24 protein-coding genes are annotated in these 21925 nt (G+C 64.5%); 14 read left to right on the forward strand and 10 right to left on the reverse strand.

The genetic code is table 11. From position 1 onward, the window contains the following. Positions 1-101: 101 nt before the first annotated feature. Entirely contained in the window at positions 102-950 is an 849-nt protein-coding gene (locus ACFXHA_RS01135) for a hypothetical protein (RefSeq protein ID WP_379351981.1), read from the forward strand. Positions 951-1140: 190 nt separating this feature from the next. Here ACFXHA_RS01135 and ACFXHA_RS01140 read toward each other — a convergent pair whose 3' ends face one another. The 3 genes from ACFXHA_RS01140 to ACFXHA_RS01150 form a co-directional block, all read right to left on the reverse strand. After that, entirely contained in the window at positions 1141-2433 is a 1293-nt protein-coding gene (locus ACFXHA_RS01140; RefSeq protein ID WP_379351982.1) for a lipase family protein, read from the reverse strand. A gap of 218 nt (positions 2434-2651) precedes the next feature. Beyond that, the gene (locus tag ACFXHA_RS01145; protein ID WP_379351983.1) at positions 2652-3665 is read right to left on the reverse strand and encodes an alpha/beta fold hydrolase; all 1014 of its coding nucleotides are present in this window, start codon (positions 3663-3665) and stop codon (positions 2652-2654) included. 500 nt (positions 3666-4165) lie between these two features. Beyond that, positions 4166-4471, reverse strand: coding sequence for a hypothetical protein (locus ACFXHA_RS01150; protein ID WP_379351984.1), 306 nt, complete (start codon positions 4469-4471; stop codon positions 4166-4168). A gap of 677 nt (positions 4472-5148) precedes the next feature. Here ACFXHA_RS01150 and ACFXHA_RS01155 point away from each other — a divergent pair. Then, positions 5149-5658 (forward strand): hypothetical protein, encoded by a 510-nt coding sequence (locus tag ACFXHA_RS01155; RefSeq protein WP_379351985.1) that lies wholly within the window; start codon positions 5149-5151, stop codon positions 5656-5658. A 231-nt stretch (positions 5659-5889) separates the two neighbouring features. Here ACFXHA_RS01155 and ACFXHA_RS01160 read toward each other — a convergent pair whose 3' ends face one another. After that, positions 5890-6363 carry a hypothetical protein gene (locus ACFXHA_RS01160; protein ID WP_379351986.1) on the reverse strand — a complete coding sequence of 158 codons (474 nt, stop codon included), beginning with the start codon at positions 6361-6363 and terminating at the stop codon, positions 5890-5892. A gap of 352 nt (positions 6364-6715) precedes the next feature. On the opposite strand from ACFXHA_RS01160, the gene ACFXHA_RS01165 reads away from it, so the two are divergent. The 3 genes from ACFXHA_RS01165 (at position 6716) to ACFXHA_RS01175 (ending at position 8767) form a co-directional block, all read left to right on the forward strand. Next, positions 6716-7363: a GAD-like domain-containing protein gene (locus ACFXHA_RS01165; RefSeq protein WP_379351987.1), complete on the forward strand. Its 648-nt coding sequence runs from the start codon at positions 6716-6718 to the stop codon at positions 7361-7363. 364 nt (positions 7364-7727) lie between these two features. Then, positions 7728-8249: a hypothetical protein gene (locus ACFXHA_RS01170; RefSeq protein ID WP_379351988.1), complete on the forward strand. Its 522-nt coding sequence runs from the start codon at positions 7728-7730 to the stop codon at positions 8247-8249. Positions 8250-8434: 185 nt separating this feature from the next. Then, positions 8435-8767: a hypothetical protein gene (locus ACFXHA_RS01175; RefSeq protein ID WP_379351989.1), complete on the forward strand. Its 333-nt coding sequence runs from the start codon at positions 8435-8437 to the stop codon at positions 8765-8767. Between the two features lie 297 nt (positions 8768-9064). On the opposite strand, the gene ACFXHA_RS01180 is transcribed toward ACFXHA_RS01175, so the two are convergent. Then, on the reverse strand, positions 9065-9298 hold the full coding sequence (locus tag ACFXHA_RS01180; protein ID WP_379351990.1) for a hypothetical protein: 234 nt from the start codon (positions 9296-9298) through the stop codon (positions 9065-9067). Between the two features lie 226 nt (positions 9299-9524). On the opposite strand from ACFXHA_RS01180, the gene ACFXHA_RS01185 reads away from it, so the two are divergent. Further along, positions 9525-10148 carry an isochorismatase family protein gene (locus ACFXHA_RS01185; protein WP_379351991.1) on the forward strand — a complete coding sequence of 208 codons (624 nt, stop codon included), beginning with the start codon at positions 9525-9527 and terminating at the stop codon, positions 10146-10148. 175 nt (positions 10149-10323) lie between these two features. Here ACFXHA_RS01185 and ACFXHA_RS01190 read toward each other — a convergent pair whose 3' ends face one another. Together ACFXHA_RS01190 and ACFXHA_RS01195 are read right to left on the reverse strand one after the other, a co-directional pair. Further along, the gene (locus ACFXHA_RS01190; RefSeq protein WP_379351992.1) at positions 10324-11211 is read right to left on the reverse strand and encodes a phosphotransferase enzyme family protein; all 888 of its coding nucleotides are present in this window, start codon (positions 11209-11211) and stop codon (positions 10324-10326) included. Further along, positions 11208-12545, reverse strand: a complete 1338-nt coding sequence (locus ACFXHA_RS01195; protein ID WP_379351993.1) for a helix-turn-helix transcriptional regulator — start codon at positions 12543-12545, stop codon at positions 11208-11210. The genes ACFXHA_RS01190 and ACFXHA_RS01195 overlap by 4 nt, the downstream gene beginning before the upstream one ends. Positions 12546-12690: 145 nt before the next feature. Between ACFXHA_RS01195 and ACFXHA_RS01200 the strand changes: the two genes are divergently transcribed. The 5 genes from ACFXHA_RS01200 to ACFXHA_RS01220 all read left to right on the forward strand — a co-directional run bounded on the left by ACFXHA_RS01200 (position 12691) and on the right by ACFXHA_RS01220 (position 16740). Further along, the gene (locus ACFXHA_RS01200) at positions 12691-13239 is read left to right on the forward strand and encodes a hypothetical protein (protein ID WP_379351994.1); all 549 of its coding nucleotides are present in this window, start codon (positions 12691-12693) and stop codon (positions 13237-13239) included. A 314-nt stretch (positions 13240-13553) separates the two neighbouring features. Further along, positions 13554-14453, forward strand: a complete 900-nt coding sequence (locus ACFXHA_RS01205; RefSeq protein ID WP_379351995.1) for a helix-turn-helix domain-containing protein — start codon at positions 13554-13556, stop codon at positions 14451-14453. Next, a complete protein-coding gene (locus ACFXHA_RS01210; RefSeq protein ID WP_379351996.1) occupies positions 14431-15189 on the forward strand; it encodes a DUF3658 domain-containing protein in 759 nt (252 codons plus the stop codon). The genes ACFXHA_RS01205 and ACFXHA_RS01210 overlap by 23 nt, the downstream gene beginning before the upstream one ends. Before the next feature lie 78 nt (positions 15190-15267). Continuing rightward, on the forward strand, positions 15268-15822 hold the full coding sequence (locus ACFXHA_RS01215) for a carboxymuconolactone decarboxylase family protein (RefSeq protein ID WP_379351997.1): 555 nt from the start codon (positions 15268-15270) through the stop codon (positions 15820-15822). Between the two features lie 93 nt (positions 15823-15915). Beyond that, positions 15916-16740 carry an alpha/beta fold hydrolase gene (locus tag ACFXHA_RS01220; protein WP_379351998.1) on the forward strand — a complete coding sequence of 275 codons (825 nt, stop codon included), beginning with the start codon at positions 15916-15918 and terminating at the stop codon, positions 16738-16740. Positions 16741-16744: 4 nt separating this feature from the next. Here the strand turns inward: ACFXHA_RS01220 and ACFXHA_RS01225 are convergent, their stop codons facing one another. Beyond that, a complete protein-coding gene (locus ACFXHA_RS01225; RefSeq protein WP_379351999.1) occupies positions 16745-17245 on the reverse strand; it encodes a nitroreductase/quinone reductase family protein in 501 nt (166 codons plus the stop codon). Positions 17246-17428: 183 nt separating this feature from the next. On the opposite strand from ACFXHA_RS01225, the gene ACFXHA_RS01230 reads away from it, so the two are divergent. Further along, positions 17429-18448, forward strand: coding sequence for an NADP-dependent oxidoreductase (locus ACFXHA_RS01230; protein ID WP_379353399.1), 1020 nt, complete (start codon positions 17429-17431; stop codon positions 18446-18448). Between the two features lie 39 nt (positions 18449-18487). On the opposite strand, the gene ACFXHA_RS01235 is transcribed toward ACFXHA_RS01230, so the two are convergent. After that, on the reverse strand, positions 18488-19321 hold the full coding sequence (locus tag ACFXHA_RS01235; RefSeq protein WP_379352000.1) for a helix-turn-helix transcriptional regulator: 834 nt from the start codon (positions 19319-19321) through the stop codon (positions 18488-18490). 114 nt (positions 19322-19435) lie between these two features. Between ACFXHA_RS01235 and ACFXHA_RS01240 the strand changes: the two genes are divergently transcribed. Then, complete coding sequence (locus ACFXHA_RS01240; RefSeq protein ID WP_379352001.1) at positions 19436-20656, forward strand: CynX/NimT family MFS transporter; 1221 nt, start codon at positions 19436-19438, stop codon at positions 20654-20656. Here ACFXHA_RS01240 and ACFXHA_RS01245 read toward each other — a convergent pair. After that, positions 20623-20946, reverse strand: a complete 324-nt coding sequence (locus tag ACFXHA_RS01245) for a hypothetical protein (RefSeq protein ID WP_379352002.1) — start codon at positions 20944-20946, stop codon at positions 20623-20625. The genes ACFXHA_RS01240 and ACFXHA_RS01245 overlap by 34 nt on opposite strands. 235 nt (positions 20947-21181) lie before the next feature. On the opposite strand from ACFXHA_RS01245, the gene ACFXHA_RS01250 reads away from it, so the two are divergent. After that, complete coding sequence (locus tag ACFXHA_RS01250) at positions 21182-21910, forward strand: VIT family protein (RefSeq protein WP_379352003.1); 729 nt, start codon at positions 21182-21184, stop codon at positions 21908-21910. Positions 21911-21925: the final 15 nt, after the last annotated feature.

Below are 21925 nucleotides of genomic sequence, written 5' to 3' on the forward strand. Positions count from 1 at the left end.
CCGAAGGTCGAGCGGCGTTCACTCCGTGGCGTTTTCGACTCGATGACCGGCTGAGTCCAACCGGAGACTGAGCAGGGCGAAATCGCTGTACCGCGATGGCCATGGGCTGGTCTGATGGCGGCATGGCAGGTATGAGGATCATTGTGTGTCTTCCCTCGCGCGAGGCCACGCGGGTGGAAGACGCAGTAGAAGAAGCAATGGCACCATTCGAACGCGACTACCGCCGAGGCGAGGACCTGGATATTTGGGATACCTGGCGAATCACAGAAGGTTTGCCCGTTCTGTCAGGCTTCGAACGCGACAGCAGGCTCGTCCATCATTCTCCGACTGCCCATCACACCGATGGCAGGACAACCACGTTGGAGACCATACCCAGCGAATACGGCTGGTGCGCAGGCGGTCCCCGCGCCCTCCTCGATCTACCGACGTCACAGGTCCATCTGGAGCAGACACGGGCATTGGCAGACGCTATCTGGCAACGGTGGCACGAACTCGCCACAGAGCTGCCGGCCGCACTTGCTCGAGACTCCTTCTACGAGAGCCACTTCTGCGATATCGACGCAGATACGTGCGAGGCCTGCGAACGGATATCGGTAGGCTACTCCGCGCAGCCCCTTGTCCGTGCCTTCGGAGACTACCTGGGCACGTTGTCCACCACGCGCGGATTGGGCGGGCCCGCCGGTACGTATGATCCGGTCATTACGATAGATCCCGTCACCCGCGATGAATTCGTCGGACGAGCTGTGAAATATGCTCTCCCGCAACGCAATATCTTATCTCTCGACGGCTGGTGGTACGAGGACGGCTGGACAGGTATCCACGGCGCCTGCCACAGCCCCGCCGACTGCCCGCACACCCCGGACCTGGCCCCAGGCTACGAACACATTGCCGACTATCTGGCGTCCTTGCCAGCCGATACGCTGCTGTTCAACGTCCGCTGCCACGTCTGAGCATCCCCATCGCGCGGCCGTACCCGAGCAGTCAACGGGCGACCTGAACAAGCCCAGGCTCGCACATCGGCTAGTTAAGACACTGGTGTCAGGGTCGGATCGATCGAGCCCGTCCGTCAACCTCACCCCCTCGAAGCCTGCCAAGATCTTGACGCAAGACGCAGTGATGGGTCGTCGCGGCGACATCGGCCTACATGGACGGCACCGTACTCGTCGAGCAGCCAGCCGGTGCGGGCCGGCCCGCCATGCGGTCGTCGATCCAGCGCAGGGCTGCGGGCGTCCCGGTGACCGCGAGGCTGACGTGGTCGCTCAATTGGTCTCGCATATAGGTGATTTGCGCCCCCGCCGCGCACCACTGTGCCACCGCCTGATCGCTCACCGCGATGTCGACGATTTCGTCGTGCACGGCGTGATAGTGGAGCATCGGCGTGGTCGGTACTACCGGGCCGAAGTCGAGATCGGCGAACAAGGGCTGTACCTCCTCGAGCAGTTGCGAGAAGGGGATCGTCAGGTAGTCGTCCATGCGCAGGAACGGATGCCGGCCCACGTTCGGCGTCGCGCATTCGCTGTCACCCGCGGCCATCATGGCCTGCCCGGCGGGCGTCAGATACTTGTCGAAAACGGCCGCCAGACGCGGATCGGCGCGCATCATGCCGGGCAGGATCGCCGGCATGAAACCGGAGAACGGACCGGAATCCAGTTCCTTCAGATAGCTGCCGAAGTCCGTTCGCCAACCGCCGAGGACGGCCCCGGTCAGGCGTAGTTCGGGCGCGTAGATCGGTTGCATCTGCGCAGCCGAACTGGTACCGAGCGACCCGCCGGAGTAGCCCAGCGCGGCGACCGGAGTATCGGTGCCGGGCAGGCCGAGCGGCTCGAAACGCTCGGCTGCGCGCACTCCGTCGAGTGTGAGGTAGCCCGGCTGTCTCGCGGCGATCAGCGTCCCCTTCGGCCCCTCCCAGTCGGGGATGGAAATCGCGTGACCCGTCGACAGCACCTGCTCGATCGGCATGAGATCCAGGCTGGAGTCGTACTTGTTGTCGACCGGTGCTCCCTGCCGCAGCACGAACGAGGGCGCGCACTGTGGAGCCGAGGCGTCTTCGGCGGCCTGATAGGAGATCAGACCTTTGACCTGCCCGTTTCGCGGGCGCAGCACCGTCGTCACGGTCGCCATGGGGTTCCCGTCGACATCGGTCGTTCGATACAGCAGCTGCCAGGCGTCGGCGTCCTGCGCCTGCGGCCCCATCGAGGCCACCTCGACAGGTCGCGAATTCAGAATGGTGCCCGGAGCCTGCGAGTCCCACCCGGCGGGCGGGGTATAAAAGGGGTCGCTCTGCGGAGTCAGCACCGGATCGGCAGTGCCGACCGCCGTCGGTGTTCCGGCCAAGTACAACACGGCCGAAGCCGCGATCAGGGCCGAGCGCAGCTGGCTGCGCTTGATCGCCGAACTCGTTGCGCCACAGCTGGATACGGCACCGTCTACCACTTGACTTCCCCTCCCCGGAGGGGGCGATTCCCTGAGCCCCCAAGATGGCAGTCACGGTACCTCCTCAAACTGGAACAGGTGTCAGGAACGGCGGCAAAGATCGCTCGGCTGGTGTCCTGTTCGAACCTACCGAGCCAGCCTTTTCGACGAGCGATCACCGGCAGAAGGGGATGTTGAGGAAGCCGTTCCCGACGGACGGAGTAGGGCCGAGACGCGGGCTATTTGACGACGACACCGGCGGGTGGGGGCGTGCCGTGTTCGCGGAACTCGATCAGTTCCGAGGTGTATTGCGCCACGGCCCAGGGGTTGGTGAGCGGGGTCCAGTGGCCGATACCGACGGTGCGCCGCCACAGGGAGGGCACCGCGTTCTCGAGGCCGTTGAAGTACACCGGGGTGACGAACGGATCGATCGACGGGCGGATCTGCTGCACGACCGGGACCTCGACGTGGTCGTAGGTGGGGTGGAACAGTCGCTGGAACATGTTGGCGCGGTACAGGTTTGTCTGGGCCGCGCCATCGCGGGCACTGTACGCCTCGTGCTGTCCGCCTTCGAGGCCGACATAAGCCTGCATCACCTGCGCGCCGAGCCCCGAATTCCAGAACGCCTCCGGCAGTGCGGGCAGGTAGTTGAACGGGACGTAGCTCGAGGCGAGGGCCTGGTAGTAGAGGGCGGGCCAGGCGGTGAAGTCCCCGAATTCCCGTTGCAGCGAACCCGAGAGCAGGTCCAGGCTGGGGCCGGAGATGAAGGTGAACGATGAGAACCTCTCCGGGATCCGGGCGGCTGATTCCCACGTCTGGATGGCGCCCCAATCATGGGCCAGTACATGGACTTTCGTGCCGGGGGCGGTGCGGTCGATGACCGCCTCGAAGTCTTCGGAGAGCTTGGGTAGCTCGTAGTCCGATACCGCGCCGGGATGATCGCTTGCTCCCGAGCCGCGCGGGTCGTAGTTGACGACGTGGTAGCGGTCGGCGAGAAGCGGGATGACCTTGCTCCAGACGTCGGAGTTGTCGGGCCAGCCGTGCACGAGCACGACGGTCGGAGCCTGGTCGTAGGCGGGCCCGTACTCCTTGACCGAGATCGTGGTCCCGTCGGCGGAAACGACCGAGGACTCGATGGGTTGGTCGAGAACATCTGCGATGGCGGCGGGTGCGGGCAGCCCGGGAGCGAGGAAGGTGAGCAGGCCGACCGAGGTGGCCGCTCTCAGAATGGTGCGGCGTTGAATGCGATGCATGAGAACCCCTCGGTGAACCTAGCCGGAACTTACCGATGGGTAAGATACTGGCGCCGCGATGGCCCCGCCAATCGGTTGGATTGCGCCGGTGTTCCTGAAAGCTCCTGCGCCTCAGGCGCTCCCGGCCTGCTCACGGCCCAAATCTGCGGGTTCACGGTTGAATCGAACCGGTTCGCAAGCGATGGAAAAAGTGATAAACATCAATGTTTTCTGCCGCAAGTTCGTCCTGTGCGACACAGTCGGGACCAACGCGAACTCACACGTTCGCCATCTGTCGACCTGCCGCGGCCGATCCCACGGGCAACTCGATGAGGCGACACCACGGGCACCGAACTCCGCACGATGTTCGGCAATGCAGGACGTTCCGCCGACCTCAGATCACCTCGGCCGCTTGACCTTCGCGAGCGTCGTGCCGGCCGCTCGGGTCAGCGCGACCTGCGGCATGAGCGGCTAGCGGCCGACGCGGCGGCAGTGTCGCCTGGCAGGCGAAGCATGCTGCGTTAGAAAGCAGACTTGCCCGCGTCCGCATCCGTCTCGTAGGTCACCCGCAATGATTGAGGGTTGCCGTCGAAATCAACCGAAGTCGGCGCCTGCATCAGCAAGACACGGCCTGAGTAGGGGTCGAATTCGTAGTCGACGGAGCGCCGCAAAATCGTCGTTGCCAGTATCACGCCCGGCTGATGCCGGTCGCGGACAACAACCTCGACCTTCTCGGTGCCGTAAATCGCATTGGCTTTGCTCACCGCGAACGGCCCAGACGTGCCCTGACACGGAAACTCGTCTACCTGCTGCCGAACGCTGCTCATGGCTCAACGTCTACCCGACACGAGGCCCTGGCGTCCAAACAATGAAGAGCTGAAATGCATCGTTGGTGAGACGTCCATGTGCGGGCAACGGTTTGCAACGGACGATCGTCCTATGCTCGGCAATGCAGGACGTACGGCGAGGCGAGATGATTTCTGCCCGTTGGCCTTCCATACCCCGCGCTGGCCGACCTGAACCGCGCGGCTCGCGGCAAGACAGTGCGTTTCGAGACAAGCCCTATGGAGCGCGCCGCGCCGGTGATGCATACGCAGTTGACGAGCACCGCTCAGGCAAGATCGAGGAATACGACCCGGGCTTTGCAGAGCAGAAGGGAACAGCGTGTGATTTCGCGGCGAGCTTTCCTGCTGGCCAGTGGAGTTTACCTGGCCCTTGTCATCGTCGGACTCGCGCTGCCCAGACTGGTCACGGCGGGGCCCACCGGCATAATCGGCTGGACGATAGCGATAGTCGCGCTCGTGTCCTGGTTCGTCTTTGCCGTCCTGAGGTCGCGCTCATCCGAAACAGTGAGTCTCTGACTCCGAGCCCCAGCACCGCCGTTCGGCCAGCGCGGTCAGCGGCAGGAGAGTGCGTTCTTCCGCCCATCTCGCGCAACGCGGTGGCAGCGACTGTCGGGGGTTTCAGCTACGGTTCGGCTCGCTGTTGATCACGATGGGCGGGGATGGAGTTCGGCGTGGGTTGGAAAGTGAACGGGCTGATCGTTGAGGGATCGGTCGATCCAGGTCGGCTTCCAGGTCGACCGCGCGACACGGGCGAGGCCCTCGATATCGACGCCGTGTACGAACGTCCCTGCGACTACGGCATTGCCGTGGTCGGCGGATGGACCTTTATCGCCGACCCCGAGTTTCATGTGAGCTTCAACGACGTTGCGGTGCTGGAGATTTCAGGTAGGGGTCGAGCTCTGGCATGGGTGACCAACAGCGTTTCGACGCTGCACGGGTTCGCGTGGTACGTCGACGGAGTCCCGGTGCGTCGTGTCGTCTTTGCAGAGGGCGAAGTTGTCGATGAGAGCGGGGAGCGACTTCCCGAGGAAGCATCGGCGCCGGAGCCGCTGAGTGAGGACTATGTCTTCGAGATGATCGGGCGATTGACCGGAAAAGACTGGGGCGACGGTGTCGATGCCGCGTATCGCATCTGGACGTGCACTGAACAGGTCACTGCCGAGGACTGAGGTCTCTGACGAACCTCTCTCTGCTGTTGACACGCTCGTCGGAAGGACAGTGCGTTCGGGTCGACGCCGGGGCGGTGGGCTTGAGATCAAAACTGGTCGGCCCCAGCGATCTTCAGGGCCGACCGATTGGCCGCTTCGAACCGCGCGGCTCGCGGCATGACCGGATATCTTCCGCCACCGGGCATGTGCAGGCCAGCCGACATAAGCACCCTCACGGCGGACGTGTTCTGCTTACTCGGAGATAGTGCCGCGGACCGGCCCGCCGCTGATATCGACCTCCCTGCGCCTGTACTTGCTCGACAAGGTGGGGTCACGGGCGCACAAGAAGTCGGTGATGCGCTCGGATAGCACAAACGTATAGGTCTTAGCGAAGTCATCGACACCTGGTTGACCGGTGATCTGGAGTGCGTACACGCGTGGGAAAACCAGAGTCGAAGGGTCAAGGCCATAGTCGTTGGGGAATTCCGTGGGTTCGGTCGTGGCAGGAGCCAGGCGGTACCCGGTGAAGTCGGTCGCGGCCAACGCTTCCGCGAGTGGCTCCGTCACACCGGTGAGACGGCCGAGCCCAGAGGCGAAAATCTCGGTTTCGATCGGTGCCACCATCGAGAACACCGCGCTGACCAGCGTGCGAGGATCGGTGGTGGTGTCCCAGGTTTTACGTGCGTTGTCCGCGGGAACGGGCAGATTCAGATTGAACCAACGCATGGCAGGCACTACCTCCTCGCGGCATCGATGCGTAAACAGGACCTGACTTAGTCACGGTCAGATTGTCGCGGGACGGGTGCGCCAACCAAGGACTGACTCACCGGCGATCCCATCCGAAACTCGGCAGTGCCGGACGTTCGGCCGACCTCGGACCGACACCGCCACTCGATCTCCCGCTCGCCGCGCTGGCCGGTTCAGTCAGCGCGCTCCGCGGCAGTGCAGGATGTTTGACGTGCCCCAGAGCAGTACTTGGGGAGTGGGTCTCAATTCCTGGCGCCCTGGCAGCGGTGCGGTTGGATCGGACGCTGAGCGCTACAGTCGAAATGAGATGCGAACCAAGTTGAGGAAGTGAATGTCTTTCCCTGTCAGTGATATCACCGACCATTGGGGGCAGCCGACGTCCTCCGCGGCGGTTCCGGCCGAGACATTCGACAGGTATGCCGATCTCGCGCCGGGTTTTCTGCTCGAGCTGTGGCGCGAACTGGGTTTCGCAGGGTTCCGTAAGGGGATGCTGTGGCTGTGCGATCCGGTGCAGTGGCAGGACACCGTGGATGACTGGACCGTGGGCCTGCGACTGCCCTCCGGTGACGATTCATGGATCGCTGTGACGCGGTCGGCATTTGGCCGGATGACGTTGTGGGGCCGACGAACTGGACTGAGCCTGACCGTGGTGCCCGATCGCGGATGGGTGTTCGCCAACGACCAGTCGCATGAGATGGCCACCGACTTCGACCGCGACGTCCAGTTGTACGCCTCGCTGCTGGCAACGAGCGAAGATACGCTCGACCCCGAGGCTGACGACGACAAACCGCTCTTCAAACGTGTCCTGAAGAAGCTGGGTCCGGTTTCTCATGACACCATGTACGGATTCGTTCCTGCCATGGCGCTCGGTGGCCCAACGCTCCCCAACCACGCCGAGATCGTCGACGCCGCAGTGCATATGCAACTACTCAGTCAGCTGAACCCGCGGGCCATGATGGCCGACAACCCTTACCGGTAGACCGTTCGCTCACACGTCGATCTTCGTGGATCGGCGTCGCTGCGCCGTACGCTCATCGGCATGTGCGGACACGGCGACGGCCCCGAGATGCCCCGGGGCCGTTGATCTTCAGCTAGGTCACGCTGGCCACCTCGGACCGCGCGGGAAGCGGCATGACAGTGTGTCGTGCGTCGGCCGGGACAGCTACTGTCGCACCGTGGTTGAAACCGCTCTACTGCATGCACTTCCAATGCCCCACCAACTGCGACACAGGTCCCGTGTACTGGCGCTGTTGGACTGTGTTCTAGGCGGCAGGGCACACGCTCATCCGACTCGGACGTTCCGTTACGTCGAGGAATGGCGTCCAGGACAGCATCTGGCCTCGATGGACAACGGTGCGGGCGACGAATACTCCATCGTGTTCAACAGTGCCGGGGTGTACGTGCGAGGGTTCGACCACCATTCCGAACTGAATACGTACGGTCAGAACGACACCGGTGAGCTGTGGCCGGGGCTGACCGACGGGCTCCCCACGCCCTTTCACCCCTACGTCACCGATGCGGCCTTCCGGTTCGACGAAGAACCGACGATGACCGTCTGCCTCTGGCGCCTGTCCACCGACAGCGAGTGGCACACAAGCCAGACCATTCACCCTGCTGTAGAGAATTTGAACGGCGATGGCTCGGATTGGCTGTTCGACCAACTCATCGACTGGTCCGCAGAGACCAAAGCCGACCACTACCGCCGCTATTTCGACCTGCCTGCCAATCCTGACCAGGCTGCGCTGCAGGAGATTATGGAGGGCAGACAGATCACGGCCGATCTCGTCTATCGGTTGAATTCTGGCATCGACCTTGCCATCGTGACCGAAGAGGCCGCGATCTCCGGGATTCCGGTCGGTTTCTGACGGGCGCCATTACAGAAGGCCACCTACGTCCAGGCAACCAACCATCAGCTTGACGGTGCACTCGTCGCCGGGCCCACGGCCGGGTGCCGGAACGAGCGGGTCGCGGCAGTTGAGGATGTTCCCTCCAACCTCGTGGTGGGCACGTGTTCTGTCGGAGCGGCCTGCCGCGAATTACGCTCGCTGCCATGGATGTCGATGAGGCATTGCGCCTATACGCCAACCGTCCACGATCAATTGTCCTTGAGCGGGTGAAGGAGTTCCTCGGAATCTATGTCCACGACTGCGACGGGTGGGAGGACCTGCGCGAGCAGTTGACTTCAACCTCTCGGGATTTACGCCCGTACGCCGACGCATTGACCGTGTTGCTCAACGAACCTCAGCCCGCCGGGACGCTGTCCTACATCGTCGCCGTCGACGCCAACTGGTCACTGGATGACGGGGGTTCTGACACCGACGCGGCCGCTGCCCTCGCCGAGATCGCCGAGATCCTCCACGCTGTCATCAACCGACCCGAATGACCGGTCAGGCAAAACCACAACGCCTACACCCGCTCGAGCTACGTTGACCGGGTTGGCCAGCGCGGGATGCGGCAGAAGCGGATGTTGGTAACAGCGCTCGTGGTCCGCAGAGCATCATCGTCAGCTTCGACCGGGCGGAGGAGTCGGGGCACCGTCGGGAAGGCCAGATCGCCGACGACTGCCTATGCTTCCTCCCAGGTCGGTGTAATGGGGCGGTCGCTCGAAGCCCTTTTCGGCGCAACCGAATCCGCACGTCAGCAGTGAACGCGACTTCGGGCAGTCACAGGCTGGTCGAGGTCATTGCGCGGGCTGGTGGTGGGTGCTGCCGGAGTCGAGGGCGATGAGGAGGTTGGACAGCGGGTTGGGCAGTCCGGTGCTGCTGCCACTGCTTCCCGCGCTGGCATCGATCGGGGTAGCGGCCGGGACCTGAGGGGCGGCCTCGGCGGCGGCCGGGCCGGCGACGGCGCTGACGGCGGCGGTCACGGCCAGCGTCAGCAATCCAGCGCGCAGGGTGTTCTTGCGAGTGAGCATGCCAGGCATCATATTTGGAATGTAGATATTTCAAATAAGTAGCTGCGCCCCCAATTCCCGGGGCCCGGTTACGTCCGGTCGCGGATCGCACGGGAAGCGGCATTGCAGGGTGTTGTTAAGGTAGTTGGAGTCGCTGCCCTGTTTCGGTGACCGGGTGGGGTTGTTTGATGGCAAGGGCTGCATGCGGTTTCGATCGCGTCGGCGGTGATGGTGAAAGATCAACGGCGTGGTCACCTTCGATGCCGATGTCACACCGTACGAACCAGCCCAGTTCGCCGACTTCCGTGACGGATTGGGCTGGCAACTCGAGCCCGATCGTTGCGCAGTCCTTGTGCATGACCTGCTGCCGTATTACGCGAGCGTGCTCGCCGAACAGACTCGGGCAACAGTCGTGGGCCAGTGCCGAACGCTCGTGGAATGGGCCTTCAGTCGGAGCGTGCCGGTCATCGCTTCAGCTCCACGGCCTGCGACGGTGGTACAGCAGCGCGGTCTGGGCGGCCTGCTATGGGGGAAGGGCCCGAACGCGACCGAGGTGAGGCAGTCGTGCTTGGACGGGATGGACGAGCCTGCTGTTCCGTGGATCCGCAAGCGATCCCTGAGCGCGTTCTACGCCACGGATCTGGCCGTAGAACTGAGCCGACAGGGCAAGGATCAGCTTGTGGTCTGCGGCGTTTTCGCGTCCCAGGGGATCGTCGCAACCAGCTTCGACGCGCTGGCGAGGGATGTCCAACTCTTTGTCGTGTCCGATGCGGTAGCCGATTACAACGCCGTCTTACACGAGCTGGCTCTGAGACAAATTGCTCGATCCACCGGACAAGTCATCTCTACGGCCGATTTGACCACAAACTGAGTCGGGCGACCATCTCGGTGCGTGTACAGGGAACTTCGCATTTCGATATTCGCAAATACTCGGTCATCGGCATGAGCGTGCACTCGGCCCGGCCCGGGGCCGCGCCGATTCCAAGCGCCCTTGGGGGCCACAGGCTGGCCTGACAACGGGTCTCTCAGCGTGCGGCAAACGACGCTCAGAGCGCTCGCCAGGTCCAGGGCTTCGGCACCAGTCCGCGGAGGCACGCGATACGGTGCTCAGCTTCGGCGGCGGCTGCTCTTCGCGTGTCCGATCGGCCAAGCGCGAATGCGGCCCATCGGAACTCTTGAATGTTGGCAAGTACTCGATAGCCCGGCCAACGGGTCACGTCATAGCCTCCGTAAGCGTCAACGAAGCTTCGATATTGATCGTTCGTGATTCTCTGGAAGTCGGTGTAGTCGACCGCCAGCTGAACGAGATCCCATTCACGCCAACCCACGGATACTTTGTCGAGGTCGAGCACTATGGGCTCACCGGAGGGCGGTACCACGAGATTTCCTTGCCAGGCGTCGCCGTGGATGACGCAGGGCTGCGATGGTTCGTCGAGTTCGTCGTACAGGTCGTGCAGACGCGCGTACTGCTCCAGGAGCCAGGAGCGGTCATCTTCGGTGATTGTGGTTGCGGACTCGATGTGTTCTCGGACGCCGTCGAATGGCGCATAGCTTGGCAGCGGGAACTCAGTCGGGGGTGGCAATGCGTGCAATTGGCGGAGCATCGTGCCCAGTTCTTCGGGTGTGGACGGCCGGTGATCCGGGATCAGGGTCCACCAGGTGACGGGACGCTCGTCCACGAGCGTCGGTTGTGGGATCGAGTTCACCGCTTCGACGGTCGCGATCCCATTCATGTTGAGCCACTGCGAGATACGCAGCTCTCGCTGCGCCGTCCGATAGCTGTGCGGCTTGCCGATCCGCGCCACGATGCCGTTTGGCAACTCGAAGATCGCGTGTGAGCCGTCGCGGACGGTCACCGCTCCCTGAGCATCAACGTTGCTGAGTTTCGCCGCCCGGGTCAGCACCTCGGCGGCCGGCTGGCCGGACTGGCTCATTCGGATACCTCGGACATCTCAGAGTCGTCGGTAAGCACGCTGTACAGACCGTTGACCTCGGGGACGGCAAGGTGTTTGATCGAGGCGCGCGACAGCACCTGCAATTCATCGCGAATACGTTGGGAGTGAAGGGGTTTCGATTGGGTCGCGGCTTGCATGCCGAGCTTGGCCGCTTTCTTGGGGTCGCCTATCCGCATGGTCAGCGTGGCCAATCGTATGAGCGAAAAGGTCCGGGACCGTGGATAGCTTTGGCCCTGCCGTCGGATGGCTTGGCCGATTCGTGGCGCGGCCAACTCCATTTGGTTTCGCGCCAGCGCGACCGGGATCAGTGCCTTACCGGTGCTACCCAAATGCTCGGCTTCGTCGTAGTAGCACATCCAGGGCGGATCTTCGCCGGGCGTGCTGTCGGCGAAGTAGTCGTCTGAGCGTGCGACCTCGGCCAGCGTTTCGTCAGTGCGCCCAAGTGCGGCAAGGAACTGTGCGCGTAGCGCGCTGAGCATGGCGCGGGTGGTGGCTGAGAGTCGGTCGGAGCGAACTTGGGCGAGTTCGATGAGTGACAGGGCGTTGTCCGCGCCGCTGGTGTAGGCCGTCATTCGGGCCATGTCGGCGAGCGTGCTCGCTCGTAGTTCCCACGATCCGGCGGCGTCTGCGCACCAGAGGGCGAATCGGGAGTGCTGGTCTGCGGTAACGAAGTCGGCGATATCGAAGGCGGCAAACGCAGCGACGCCGCTCAGGTTGCCAACCGCTTCGAACAACGCCTGTCGCGTGTCGGATGCGGCCCTTCCTCGCACGAGCGGTGCGAACGCGTAAAGCTGTTGACTGGCAGCAGTATTGGCAGATCCGCCGCCGTGAAGGTTCTCCGCGGTCGCGGCACGGCGAGTGGCTTCTTTCACCTGCTCGACATCGGACCACGCCACGGCTCCGGCACACCCCAGCTCAGGTATGTACTCGGCGGGCACGGATTCGAGATTGAACGGGCTGAACACATTGGCGGTGAGCGACTTGCCGGGCTCGTCCGTGGTGGCGAGTGAGGTTGCGGCGGTACGCCGCCTCGCCTGCCGATCGCCGTCCGCCTGGGCGCGAAGGGCGACAAGCGCACCGTTTGCCTCTAGCGCATTATCGATTGCGGCAATGACCTCGGGCGAAGGGAGATTGGAGTCTTCCCACTCCGTCATGGTGACGTACTGGCGCGAGTAACCGATCATCGACGCCAGCACACGCTGAGATATGTCCGCCTCTTTCCGAAGGCGCTTGACCTCGCGTGCCAGTTGATCAGCAACCGTTGGCGGTCGCCGGTCGGGTTCGATCGTCGGGTCACCCTCACCCCTGGTCATGGCTTCATTCTGGTCTACCGCACGGGTATGGCAAGTCCACTTTCGTAGCGACTTGCCATCTTTCTTGCCTTGCCGATGCCGGGGTTTGCTCGTTGTGAACGCACCGCGAACCGCGCGGCTCGCACCTAGTCGACCAGGGGGAACTGTGGCTGATCAGCCTCACGATCCGCCGGACCAGGCGGAGGAACCCACACCGCGTACACGGTTGTTCCAGTTCTCCGGCGGCGTGTTCGAACTCCAGGCCAGCGGAGACGAGCCCGAGGACTATGGCGGGTTCTATCTCGAGTTCCAAGACTTCTACGCACTCGACGGACATGACGACAGAGGGGCGGTAATGCGTTACAAGCCAACGTGTTTGGGCTATATCCGAATTGACGTTTCCGGGGTGGCTCAACTCTGGGATCAGACGCAAATCCGTAAGCTCGCAACACGTTTGGGCTACGACTTCGCCGACATGGTGATCTACGATCCCCGTTTCGGGCGGCCCCCGTTGGCGCGTTTGAAGGCGCAGGCGACGCGGTTGGACGCGGAAGCGGTCATAGTCCCCAGCCCCGAACATTTCGAGGGCGCGGAGATACCGGGGACGTTGGTGCAGCAACTCGACGTGATCACCGTAACCCCGGAACAGACCTACGCCCGCCGCATGATGCCGCCGGTTCGGGACCTCCCGCCTGCTCGAGCGAACGGCGCATAGGCAGGCCGGACCGGCCCCTGAAAGCCATTCCGATGCTCGGGACCTTGAGAGGGGGTGGTTGATCGACGTACCGATTCAGAACTATTTGATGGCGTTGTTCCACAACGCATTTCGCGATGGACCCTCGGCCAGCCGCAACCGTGCCGAGGGTTTCCGCATCCCAAGGGGATGGGTCCCAGCCCACCGCGCGTTGACCTGGATCGCCCACCGGTCCGCTGGCCGCGACCCTCGGGCGCCGAGCCGCCTGAACCGCGGGGGTTCCTGGGGATGGCACCACCAGGAACCGACATGGTGGCGATGCCAGACTGGAGGGTGTGAGTGAGCTCGGGGAATTCTTGAAGGCCAAGCGGGCGGCGGTGGCGCCTGAGGATGTTGGTCTGCCTGCGGTGGGGAATCCTCGGCGGGTACCGGGACTGCGGCGGGAGGAGGTGGCGCTGCTCGCCTCGGTGAGTGTCGACCACTACACCCGCCTTGAACAGGGGCGGGTATCGGCAGCATCTGAGAACCTCTTGTCCGGTATCGCTCAGGCACTCCGGCTCAGCCGGGAGGAACACGAGTATCTCCGGATGTTGGTGCAGGCGCGGCCGCGGCGGGGGCGAGCCGGAGATGCGGAAGTTGCTGCGCCGCTGCGGGATCTGCTTGCCTCCCTCACTACTCCGGCGCTGGTTTTGGGGCCGCGAACCGATATCCTGGCGTGGAATGCCGAAGCGGTTGCGTTGTTCTTCGACTTCGCCGAGATCCCGCCGCCGCAGCGGGCCTTGGTTCGAATGGTGTTCCTGGAGCCCAGGTTTCGTGGGTTGTTCGTGAACTGGAGTCAAGTCGCTGCCGAGGCTGTCGACCGTCTGCGCGTGGTCGCCGCACGCACTCCTGGCGATCCGCGATTGAACCAATTGGTCGGCGAATTGTCTGTGCACGACTCCGACTTCCGTCGGTGGTGGGCCGGTCACGGGGTCCGCACGCTCGCTGGCGGCCGCAAGCACCTCAACCATCCGGTAGTCGGGGAGTTGGAACTGGATTGGCAAGTCCTGCAGGTTCTCACCGCGCAAGACCAGACGCTGGTTACCTATACCGCTCCCGCAGGTTCGCCCAGTCATGAAGCGGTACGGATTCTGTGCTCTTGGAATGCTGCGATTCCCGTAATGGGGGGAAACCCTGAGGCGGGGGACAGCTACTCTTCGGCACACTCACTGGATGGAGACACTGCATCTCACTGATTTTCCTGCGGCTGCCGAGACCCTCCGAACCGTGCTCGACCGATCACCTGACCATGCGGCCGACGCGGCGGAATGGTTTCCCGAGGACTTCAGCGAAGGACCATTGGAACCGGACAGCGTTGCGGTACGCCACGAATGGTGGGCGTGGTGGCGGGATATGGTGGCCGCGCAGACCGGCGAGAATCCCGAAGGTCTTGCGAGGTTCGGCGAGCTGACTTCCTTCTGGGAGAAGGTCGACGCCGCCGACCACGTGGTGGTCTGGTACAGCCGGGACAGGGCCGGCGAGTGGGCGTTCTTTCACGCGGTACGCCACCGGCTCGCGGACAGGCCCTTCGATGTGGTCGAACTTCCGCTCCCGGTCGTCACCTATACCGCCGACAAGCTTGCTGGGCATCTCGACAGCAAACGACCCATCACGCAGCGCGAACGCGACGCCACCTGTCGCACGTGGGAGCGACTTCGGCACGAGAACCAGACCTTTCGAGTCATTCGCGACGGCGAACTGGTGTCCGCCCCCGCGGACCACTACGACGCAGCGCTCGTCGGCGCCGCGACCGAAGGGTGGTCGCCCATCGTCCAGATCGTTGCCCCGGTGATGGCAGACATGAAAGTTGGTGACTCACCATTGTTCTGGCGGGTGAAGTCGCTGGTCGAAGCAGGAGCGCTCATTGCTGACGGCGATCCTTGGCTGCCGCGGCAAACCCGTATCAAACGGGCGCAATCACGTCTGCTCTGAATCGAGAAATCTCTACTACGCTCCGTCGTTTTGGGCCTAGGATGAAGTGGCAGGGCATTCACGAAGGGGAGATGGCGTATGCGAGCATTCACGCGAATTTGGAACTACCTCAAGGTGTTCGGACGGGCTCGGCGGAATCAGGCCGATCTGGTGGGGTGGTTGATTCGGCGGCCGTTGCTGTTGGTGAGTACGGCGTTCTATGAGTCGATGTTGCTGTTCTCGAATCGGGTGGATCCGCGGTTGAAGGAATTGGCGGAGTTGAAGACTGCGGCGCTGGTCAACTGCGAGTTCTGTCTGGATATCGGGTCCGCGTTGGCGCATCACAGCGGGCTTACCGAGGCGCAGATCCGTGACCTGCCGAAGTATCGGGACAGTGACGCCTACAGCGAGCTCGAGAAGCTCGTCATCGGTTATGCCGAAGCCGTCACGCTCACTCCGACCTCGCTCGATCTCGAGGAGTTGCGCACGCAGCTGCTGACCCACCTCGGCAAGGCGCAGCTCGCGGAACTGGCGGCCGCGATCGCCTGGGAGAACCAGCGGTCGCGGGTGAACCAGGCGCTGGGGGTGCGGCCGACGGGCATGGCGGACGGGATGACCTGCGCGCTGCCGGAGCCGCGTCGCGCGGCTGAGTAGAACCTTCGAGCATTGCCGTTCGCGCCGCGATGAATTCGGGGCGGTCGTACGGTCATAAGAGGTGTCCGTGTCGCTTACCCGCTTGGAGCAACCATGACCTCGACCGCACCCGTCACCTCCGGAACCCTCGCGGTGCCGGACGGCACCCTCTACTACGAAGTCCGCGGCAGCGGACCACTCATCGCATTGGTCGGCGCCCCGATGGATTCCGGTCCGTTCACGCCGCTGGCCGACCTGCTCGCGTCCGATTACACGGTGCTGAGCAGTGATCCGCGTGGCCACGGCAAGAGCGTCCTGAACAACACCGACGAGGACTCGACGCCGGAACTTCGGGCCGACGACCTGGCCCGGATTCTCACTCACATCGGCAAGGGCCCGGCCATCGTGCTGGGCTCCAGCGGTGGCGCGATCACCGGTCTCGCCTTGGCCATCGCCCGGCCCGACCTGGTCTCGACCTTGATCGCGCACGAGCCCCCGCTGCGCGAACTGCTCGACAATCGCGTCGAGTTGCGGGCTCAGACCCAAGAAGTCATCGACGTCTACAACACCGGTGACGCGCTGGGCGCGATCCGTAAGTTCTTCGCCATGACCGGCCTCTTCATGCCGGAAGAAGTGTTGCAGCAGATGTTCGGCGGCGAACGCGACCCGCACGCAGTCGAATCCGACGACTTCTTCTACCGCCACGAACTGCACACCACCTCCGGCTGGGAGCCCTCGCTCGACGCCCTGCGCGCCACCCCGACCACCATCCTGATCGGTATCGGCGACGAGTCCGCGGACAAGTTCTGCGATCACACCTCCCGCGCGCTGGGCCGGGAACTCGACATCGAGCCCACGCTGTTCCCCGGCGGCCACGGCGGTTTCATGGAGCAGCCCGACGCCTTCGCCAAGCGCCTGCGCGAGGTGCTGGAGTCCTGAGGAGTCAGGCGCCGGAAGTGCTGAGCTGGAAGGGATGCCAGGTTTCCCCGAGAAGCCGAATACCGTTCTCGTCCAGCTCTTCTGGGGCCTCCCCGGACCGGGATTGCAATACCGCGCGGGCTCGCCGGGCGAACACGGGGTCATGAAACAGCGTCGTGAGGAACCGAGTCTTCTCGTCACCGACAATTTCTCGGGCCAGCACGTGTTCGGCCCGTCCGCGGTACAGCAGGCGGGCCTTGCCGCTCGCGCGGAGATTTCGTGCCCACGCGGTATCGCCTTGCATGGTCATCACGTAGCGCTCGCCGTCGATCACGGCGACCCGCACCGGCACTTCATAGGTCCGGCCGGAGACACGACCGTCCACCTGCAGGGTTCTGAGCAGGTCGGCATCGCTTCCGCCGACACCGATACCCAGCCGAACGAGGAAGCGTATGACGGGGTTCACGTATCGGTAGAAGCCCTGTCGGCGGGAAGCGGGCGGCGGTGCAGAACCGGACATCAGCATGTCTTCCTGTTCGGGCGGTGGCGAAGCCGCCTTCCACGATAGTGACCGAGGTGCCAGATACGGCGTGAATCCCGTTGTTGTGCAGATGGATTCCCGAGCCGTCCGCAGCGTGACTCCCGCAGCGAGGCCGCCATGAAAATGGCTCGAAGGTTGCGGGGAGAGTGCTCTAGCATCGCGCCGGTGATGGATACGGTGAATCGGCAATGGGTGGTGCGGCGACGGCCGGAAGGTGCTGTGCGGGTTGAGGATTTCGAGCTGAGGACGGTTCCGGTACCCGAGTTGGGGCCCGGTGAAGCGCTGATCAAGGTGCACTGGCTGGGGATCGACCCAACCCAGCGTGGCTGGCTCAACGATGCCGACAATTACATCGACGCGATACCGCTCGGCTCGGTGATGCGCGGCGGCGGTGTGGGACAGGTTGTGCGGTCGCACAATTCGAACTATCCCGTCGGCAGCTGGGTCGCGGGCATGGTGGGCTGGCAGGACTATGTCGTCGCGTCGGAGGGCGGCCTGTTCGGGCTGAACGTGGTGCCCGACGGCGTGCCCGCACGATTGATGCTGAGCATGTTCGGTGCGCCCGGGCTGACCGCATACTTCGGCATGACCGACATCGGCCGACCCGAGCCGGGGCAGAAAGTGCTGGTGTCAGCGGCCGCAGGAGCGACGGGATCGCTGGCCGGCCAGATCGCGAAAGCCATGGGCTGCACCGTTATCGGGATCGCCGGTGGACCCGAGAAGTGCTCCTGGATCACCGAGCAGGCAGGCCTGGACGCCGCGATCGATTACAAACACGACGACATCGACGCCTGCCTGACCCGCCTCGCCCCGGACGGCATCGACGTCTTCTTCGACGGCGTCGGCGGCCGCGTACTGGAACACGGTCTGGCACACCTGGCGCGCGGCGCCCGCGTCGTCCTCGCCGGAGCTATCTCCTCCGGCTACCAAGGCGCCGATCCGGAGTACGGCCCGCGAAACTACATGCGCCTGGCCCTCGACCGAGCGCGCATGGAGGGATTCATCTTCCTCGACTACCTCGACCGCTTCCCGGAAGCATTCACCGCCCTTCGCGACTGGCACGACCAAGGCAAACTCACCGTCGCCGAAACCATCAGCAGCGGACTGGAATCCGCGCCGGATGCGCTGCGCTCGGTGTTCGAAGGCCGCAACCTGGGCAAGCAACTGGTCCAGATCGCCGATTCCTGACGCCGCCGATACCTGCACGACCCCGCCGGGCGGGACCGGTCATGAAATGGATCGGAGCCGCCCATGCGGTTGGCGGAGCTGCTCGACCGCCTGATCCGTCTGCGCGTCGACAGGATGGAACACCACGAGTTGCTGTTCGTCCATTGGGAGTTCGAGAGTCTCGCGGAGCAGTCGAAGCGTGTGCCCGGCAGGGTGCTCGAGCCGAAGGATTCCCCGTCGCGGCACCACGTGCTGGTTCAGGCGGCGAGTGAACTCGGAGCCTGCGACCGGCGTGAGTTCGCCGGTGAGCCACTCGAGGTTCTCCAGGGACGGCGCGAGCCACAGATCGAAGGTCTGTTCATCGGCGATGTCGTCCCAGTCGAGGAAGAACGCACGGGCGCGAGGGTCGGTGAAAACGTAGCGGGTAAGGTTCGGCACGGCCCCCTCGAGCAGCCCGGTCTCGCCGGTGATCGACTCGAAAGTGCCGGTGCGAGCGAGGATATCGCCCAGCCTGTTGGTCACGATCGCGATACCAGGCTCCAGGAGCCCGAGCGTCCGCAACACCGCAGGACGCACCTCCCGCGCCGGCGCGACAGGCCGAATCTGGACCGCGCACACCCCAGCGGTGATCTTCGCCAGATAACGCAGATGGTTGCGCTCCGAGGAATCCAGCGCGAGCGCATCCGCGAGCGCGGTGACAACGGTCGGCGACGGGTTGCGGTCACGCCCCTGCTCGATCCGGGTCAGGTATTCGACGCTGACATCCGCCCGGGTGGCGAGATCCTGTCGGCGCAGCCCCGGCGTCCGGCGGCGGCCGCGACTCGGAAGACCGAGGGACTCCGGCTGAATGCCGTCACGCTTGGCCCGAATGAAATCTCCCAATGGCGTCCCCATGTGCTGCAGCATAGGGCGATTCGCGTCCGCGACGACGGTGCGTAGCGTGGCCCTGCGGGGGCCAGCCTGAGTTCGGCCTGGTTGCCGGCCCGGCGCGATTCGATCGTGATGGGCATGGAGAAATCGAGATCGCGCTCCGGCCAGGCGTTGCTGGTCTGGGGCCTGCTGGTGGTGGCGGCAAACCTGAGGGCGAGTTTGACCGGCGTCGGGCCATTGCTGGATCGCGTGCAGGCCGAGCTGCACTTGACCCCGGCCGTCGCGGGGATGCTGAATACGGTGCCGCTGTTGGCCTTTGCTGTCCTGTCCCCGGCGGTGCCGCGTCTGGCGGCACGATGGGGATCCGAGCGGTTTCTCGGCGGCGCACTCGTCGTGCTGACCGTGGGGATCGTGGTGCGATGGCTGCCGTCGGCCGTCGGTTTGTTCGTGGGCACGACATTGATCGGCGCGGGCATCGCCGTGGGAAACGTGTTGCTGCCCAGCCTGATCAAACGCGATTTCCCGACCAGGATCGGCCTGCTCACCAGTGCGTACGCGACGGTGATGGGTGGTGTCGCCGCGGTGGCCTCGGGAGTTGCGGTGCCGCTCAGCCGGATCGCACCCGGCGGCTGGCACACCGCGTTGGGGTGCTGGATCCTGCCCGCATTGATCGCCATCGTGCTGTGGCTTCCGCAGCTGCGCGCGCCGCGCACGGTCCCGGGGACGGTGCGCGGGCAGCGGCTGCCGTGGCGGTCACCGGTGGCGTGGGCGGTCACGGCGTTCATGGGATTGCAGTCGCTGGGCTTCTACGCCGTCGTCACCTGGCTGCCACAGGTGTTCCAGGACAAGGGTGTCAGCGCGACCGCGGCCGGATGGCTGTTGTTCCTGTTCCAGGTGGTCGCGGTGCTGACCAGCCTCGCGATGCCCGCACTGCTGCGACGAACCCGCGATCAGCGCCTGTCGGCGGCGGTCGCCTCGGCGGTCCTGCTGCTCGGCTATCTGGGGCTGTTGGTGATGCCGGGCTGGGCGATGCTGTGGAGCGTCGTCCTGGGACTCGGCGGCGGCGCGTGTCTGGTGCTGGCCTTGGCCTTCCTCAGCCTGCGCGCAGCGGACGCGGCCGGGGCGGGTGCGCTCGCGGCCATGGCGCAGTCGATCGGATACCTGCTGGCCGCCGCGGGTCCGGCGCTCTTCGGACTGCTGCATGCCGTCGGTTCCGGTTGGCGCGCACCGATTCTCATGCTGTGCGTCGCGGCGGCATGCCAGACGATCGTCGCGTCGGTGGCGGGCCGGGGCACGGTGCGTCCGCCCGAGGACCAGGCACCCGACTATTCCGTGGGCGGGATCACCCAGCGGGCGTAGGTATTTTCGGGGCTGACGGTGATGATGTCGGCGATCTGGACGAGATCGTCGGGGATGTGGCCGCCGAGATGGGCGAGGCTGGGCACGATCACCGCATCGGCTTCGAGGCGCGAGAGGGCGGTGCGCACGCGCAGCATCGGTCGGTCGGTCTCGGGACCGAAGATGAGGGTCTTGCACAGGTCGTAGCCGAGGCGGCGGGCCAGATGCTGAATCTGGGCCTCGTCCCACTGCTGTTGCGCCCCCGACACATCGTGCCGGAGGAATCCGATCGCTGCCGGTTGTGGCCGCATCTCGCCGCTCTCTTGACTGATCCGCTTTGCGCCGAAGACAACGCTACGGCGAACATCTCGCGCGCATAGGGTGATCCGCCGAGAAACTACGTGTCGCAAACGTGTCGCGATCCCGGTGTCCTACGTCACGCTCCGGCCAACGGGACCGAAAATGATTGGTATGCAATGCATTACCTAAATTCGGTGAGCCTTTCTTTGCTGGCGGGAAACCGAGTGAAGCATTACCGTTCCCCTGGTGAGGGACGATTTCGAGGGGTCGGTGGCCATCGCGCATGCGGCCGAGCCGCATGCAACAGGACTGGCGACGCGGTTGAACTGGCTGCGCGCCGGCGTATTGGGAGCGAACGACGGAATCGTCTCGGTGGCAGGCATCGTGGTGGGTGTGGCCGCGGCCACCAGCAATAGCACCGCGATCATGACCGCGGGCGTGGCGGGACTCGCGGCGGGTGCGGTCTCGATGGCCCTGGGCGAGTACGTCTCGGTGAGTACGCAACGCGACAGCGAACGTGCCCTGCTGGAAACCGAACGCCGTGAGCTGGCCGAACAGCCCGAGGCCGAACTGGCCGAGCTGGCGGCGATCTACCGGGCGAAGGGGCTGTCGGCGGCGACCGCGCAGACCGTCGCGGAAGAACTCACCGCCCGGGACGCGTTCACCGCGCACGCCGAGGCCGAGCTGGGAATCGATCCGGACGAGCTGACCAATCCGGTGCACGCGGCGTTCTCGTCGGCACTGTCGTTCACGCTGGGCGCGCTGCTGCCGTTGCTGGCAATCCTGACGCCACAGGCGATTCGGGTGCCGGTCACCATGGCCGCGGTGCTCGCCGCGCTGGCGATCACGGGAGCGGCGGGCGCGCATCTGGGGCAGGCCCCGGTAGGCCGGGCGACCGTGCGGGTGCTGGCAGGTGGCGCACTGGCGATGATCACGACCTATGTGATCGGGCATCTGGTCGGCGTCGCGATCTGAGCTGTTGTCGCGGAA

This window comes from Nocardia sp. NPDC059240 (assembly GCF_042753865.1).
Classification (GTDB): Bacteria; Actinomycetota; Actinomycetes; order Mycobacteriales; family Mycobacteriaceae; genus Nocardia.

What these genes read in the sequence shown, in the direction of transcription:
- ACFXHA_RS01135 (WP_379351981.1), top strand. Translation starts at nt 102, where the DNA reads ATGGGCTGGTCTGATGGCGGCATGGCAGGTATGAGGATCATTGTGTGT.
- ACFXHA_RS01145 (WP_379351983.1), bottom strand. Translation starts at nt 3,665, where the DNA reads ATGCATCGCATTCAACGCCGCACCATTCTGAGAGCGGCCACCTCGGTC.
- ACFXHA_RS01150 (WP_379351984.1), bottom strand. Translation starts at nt 4,471, where the DNA reads ATGAGCAGCGTTCGGCAGCAGGTAGACGAGTTTCCGTGTCAGGGCACG.
- ACFXHA_RS01155 (WP_379351985.1), top strand. Translation starts at nt 5,149, where the DNA reads ATGGAGTTCGGCGTGGGTTGGAAAGTGAACGGGCTGATCGTTGAGGGA.
- ACFXHA_RS01160 (WP_379351986.1), bottom strand. Translation starts at nt 6,363, where the DNA reads ATGCGTTGGTTCAATCTGAATCTGCCCGTTCCCGCGGACAACGCACGT.
- ACFXHA_RS01165 (WP_379351987.1), top strand. Translation starts at nt 6,716, where the DNA reads ATGTCTTTCCCTGTCAGTGATATCACCGACCATTGGGGGCAGCCGACG.
- ACFXHA_RS01170 (WP_379351988.1), top strand. Translation starts at nt 7,728, where the DNA reads ATGGACAACGGTGCGGGCGACGAATACTCCATCGTGTTCAACAGTGCC.
- ACFXHA_RS01175 (WP_379351989.1), top strand. Translation starts at nt 8,435, where the DNA reads ATGGATGTCGATGAGGCATTGCGCCTATACGCCAACCGTCCACGATCA.
- ACFXHA_RS01180 (WP_379351990.1), bottom strand. Translation starts at nt 9,298, where the DNA reads ATGCTCACTCGCAAGAACACCCTGCGCGCTGGATTGCTGACGCTGGCC.
- ACFXHA_RS01190 (WP_379351992.1), bottom strand. Translation starts at nt 11,211, where the DNA reads ATGAGCCAGTCCGGCCAGCCGGCCGCCGAGGTGCTGACCCGGGCGGCG.
- ACFXHA_RS01195 (WP_379351993.1), bottom strand. Translation starts at nt 12,545, where the DNA reads ATGACCAGGGGTGAGGGTGACCCGACGATCGAACCCGACCGGCGACCG.
- ACFXHA_RS01210 (WP_379351996.1), top strand. Translation starts at nt 14,431, where the DNA reads ATGGAGACACTGCATCTCACTGATTTTCCTGCGGCTGCCGAGACCCTC.
- ACFXHA_RS01215 (WP_379351997.1), top strand. Translation starts at nt 15,268, where the DNA reads ATGCGAGCATTCACGCGAATTTGGAACTACCTCAAGGTGTTCGGACGG.
- ACFXHA_RS01220 (WP_379351998.1), top strand. Translation starts at nt 15,916, where the DNA reads ATGACCTCGACCGCACCCGTCACCTCCGGAACCCTCGCGGTGCCGGAC.
- ACFXHA_RS01225 (WP_379351999.1), bottom strand. Translation starts at nt 17,245, where the DNA reads ATGCTGATGTCCGGTTCTGCACCGCCGCCCGCTTCCCGCCGACAGGGC.
- ACFXHA_RS01230 (WP_379353399.1), top strand. Translation starts at nt 17,429, where the DNA reads ATGGATACGGTGAATCGGCAATGGGTGGTGCGGCGACGGCCGGAAGGT.
- ACFXHA_RS01235 (WP_379352000.1), bottom strand. Translation starts at nt 19,321, where the DNA reads ATGGGGACGCCATTGGGAGATTTCATTCGGGCCAAGCGTGACGGCATT.
- ACFXHA_RS01240 (WP_379352001.1), top strand. Translation starts at nt 19,436, where the DNA reads ATGGAGAAATCGAGATCGCGCTCCGGCCAGGCGTTGCTGGTCTGGGGC.
- ACFXHA_RS01245 (WP_379352002.1), bottom strand. Translation starts at nt 20,946, where the DNA reads ATGCGGCCACAACCGGCAGCGATCGGATTCCTCCGGCACGATGTGTCG.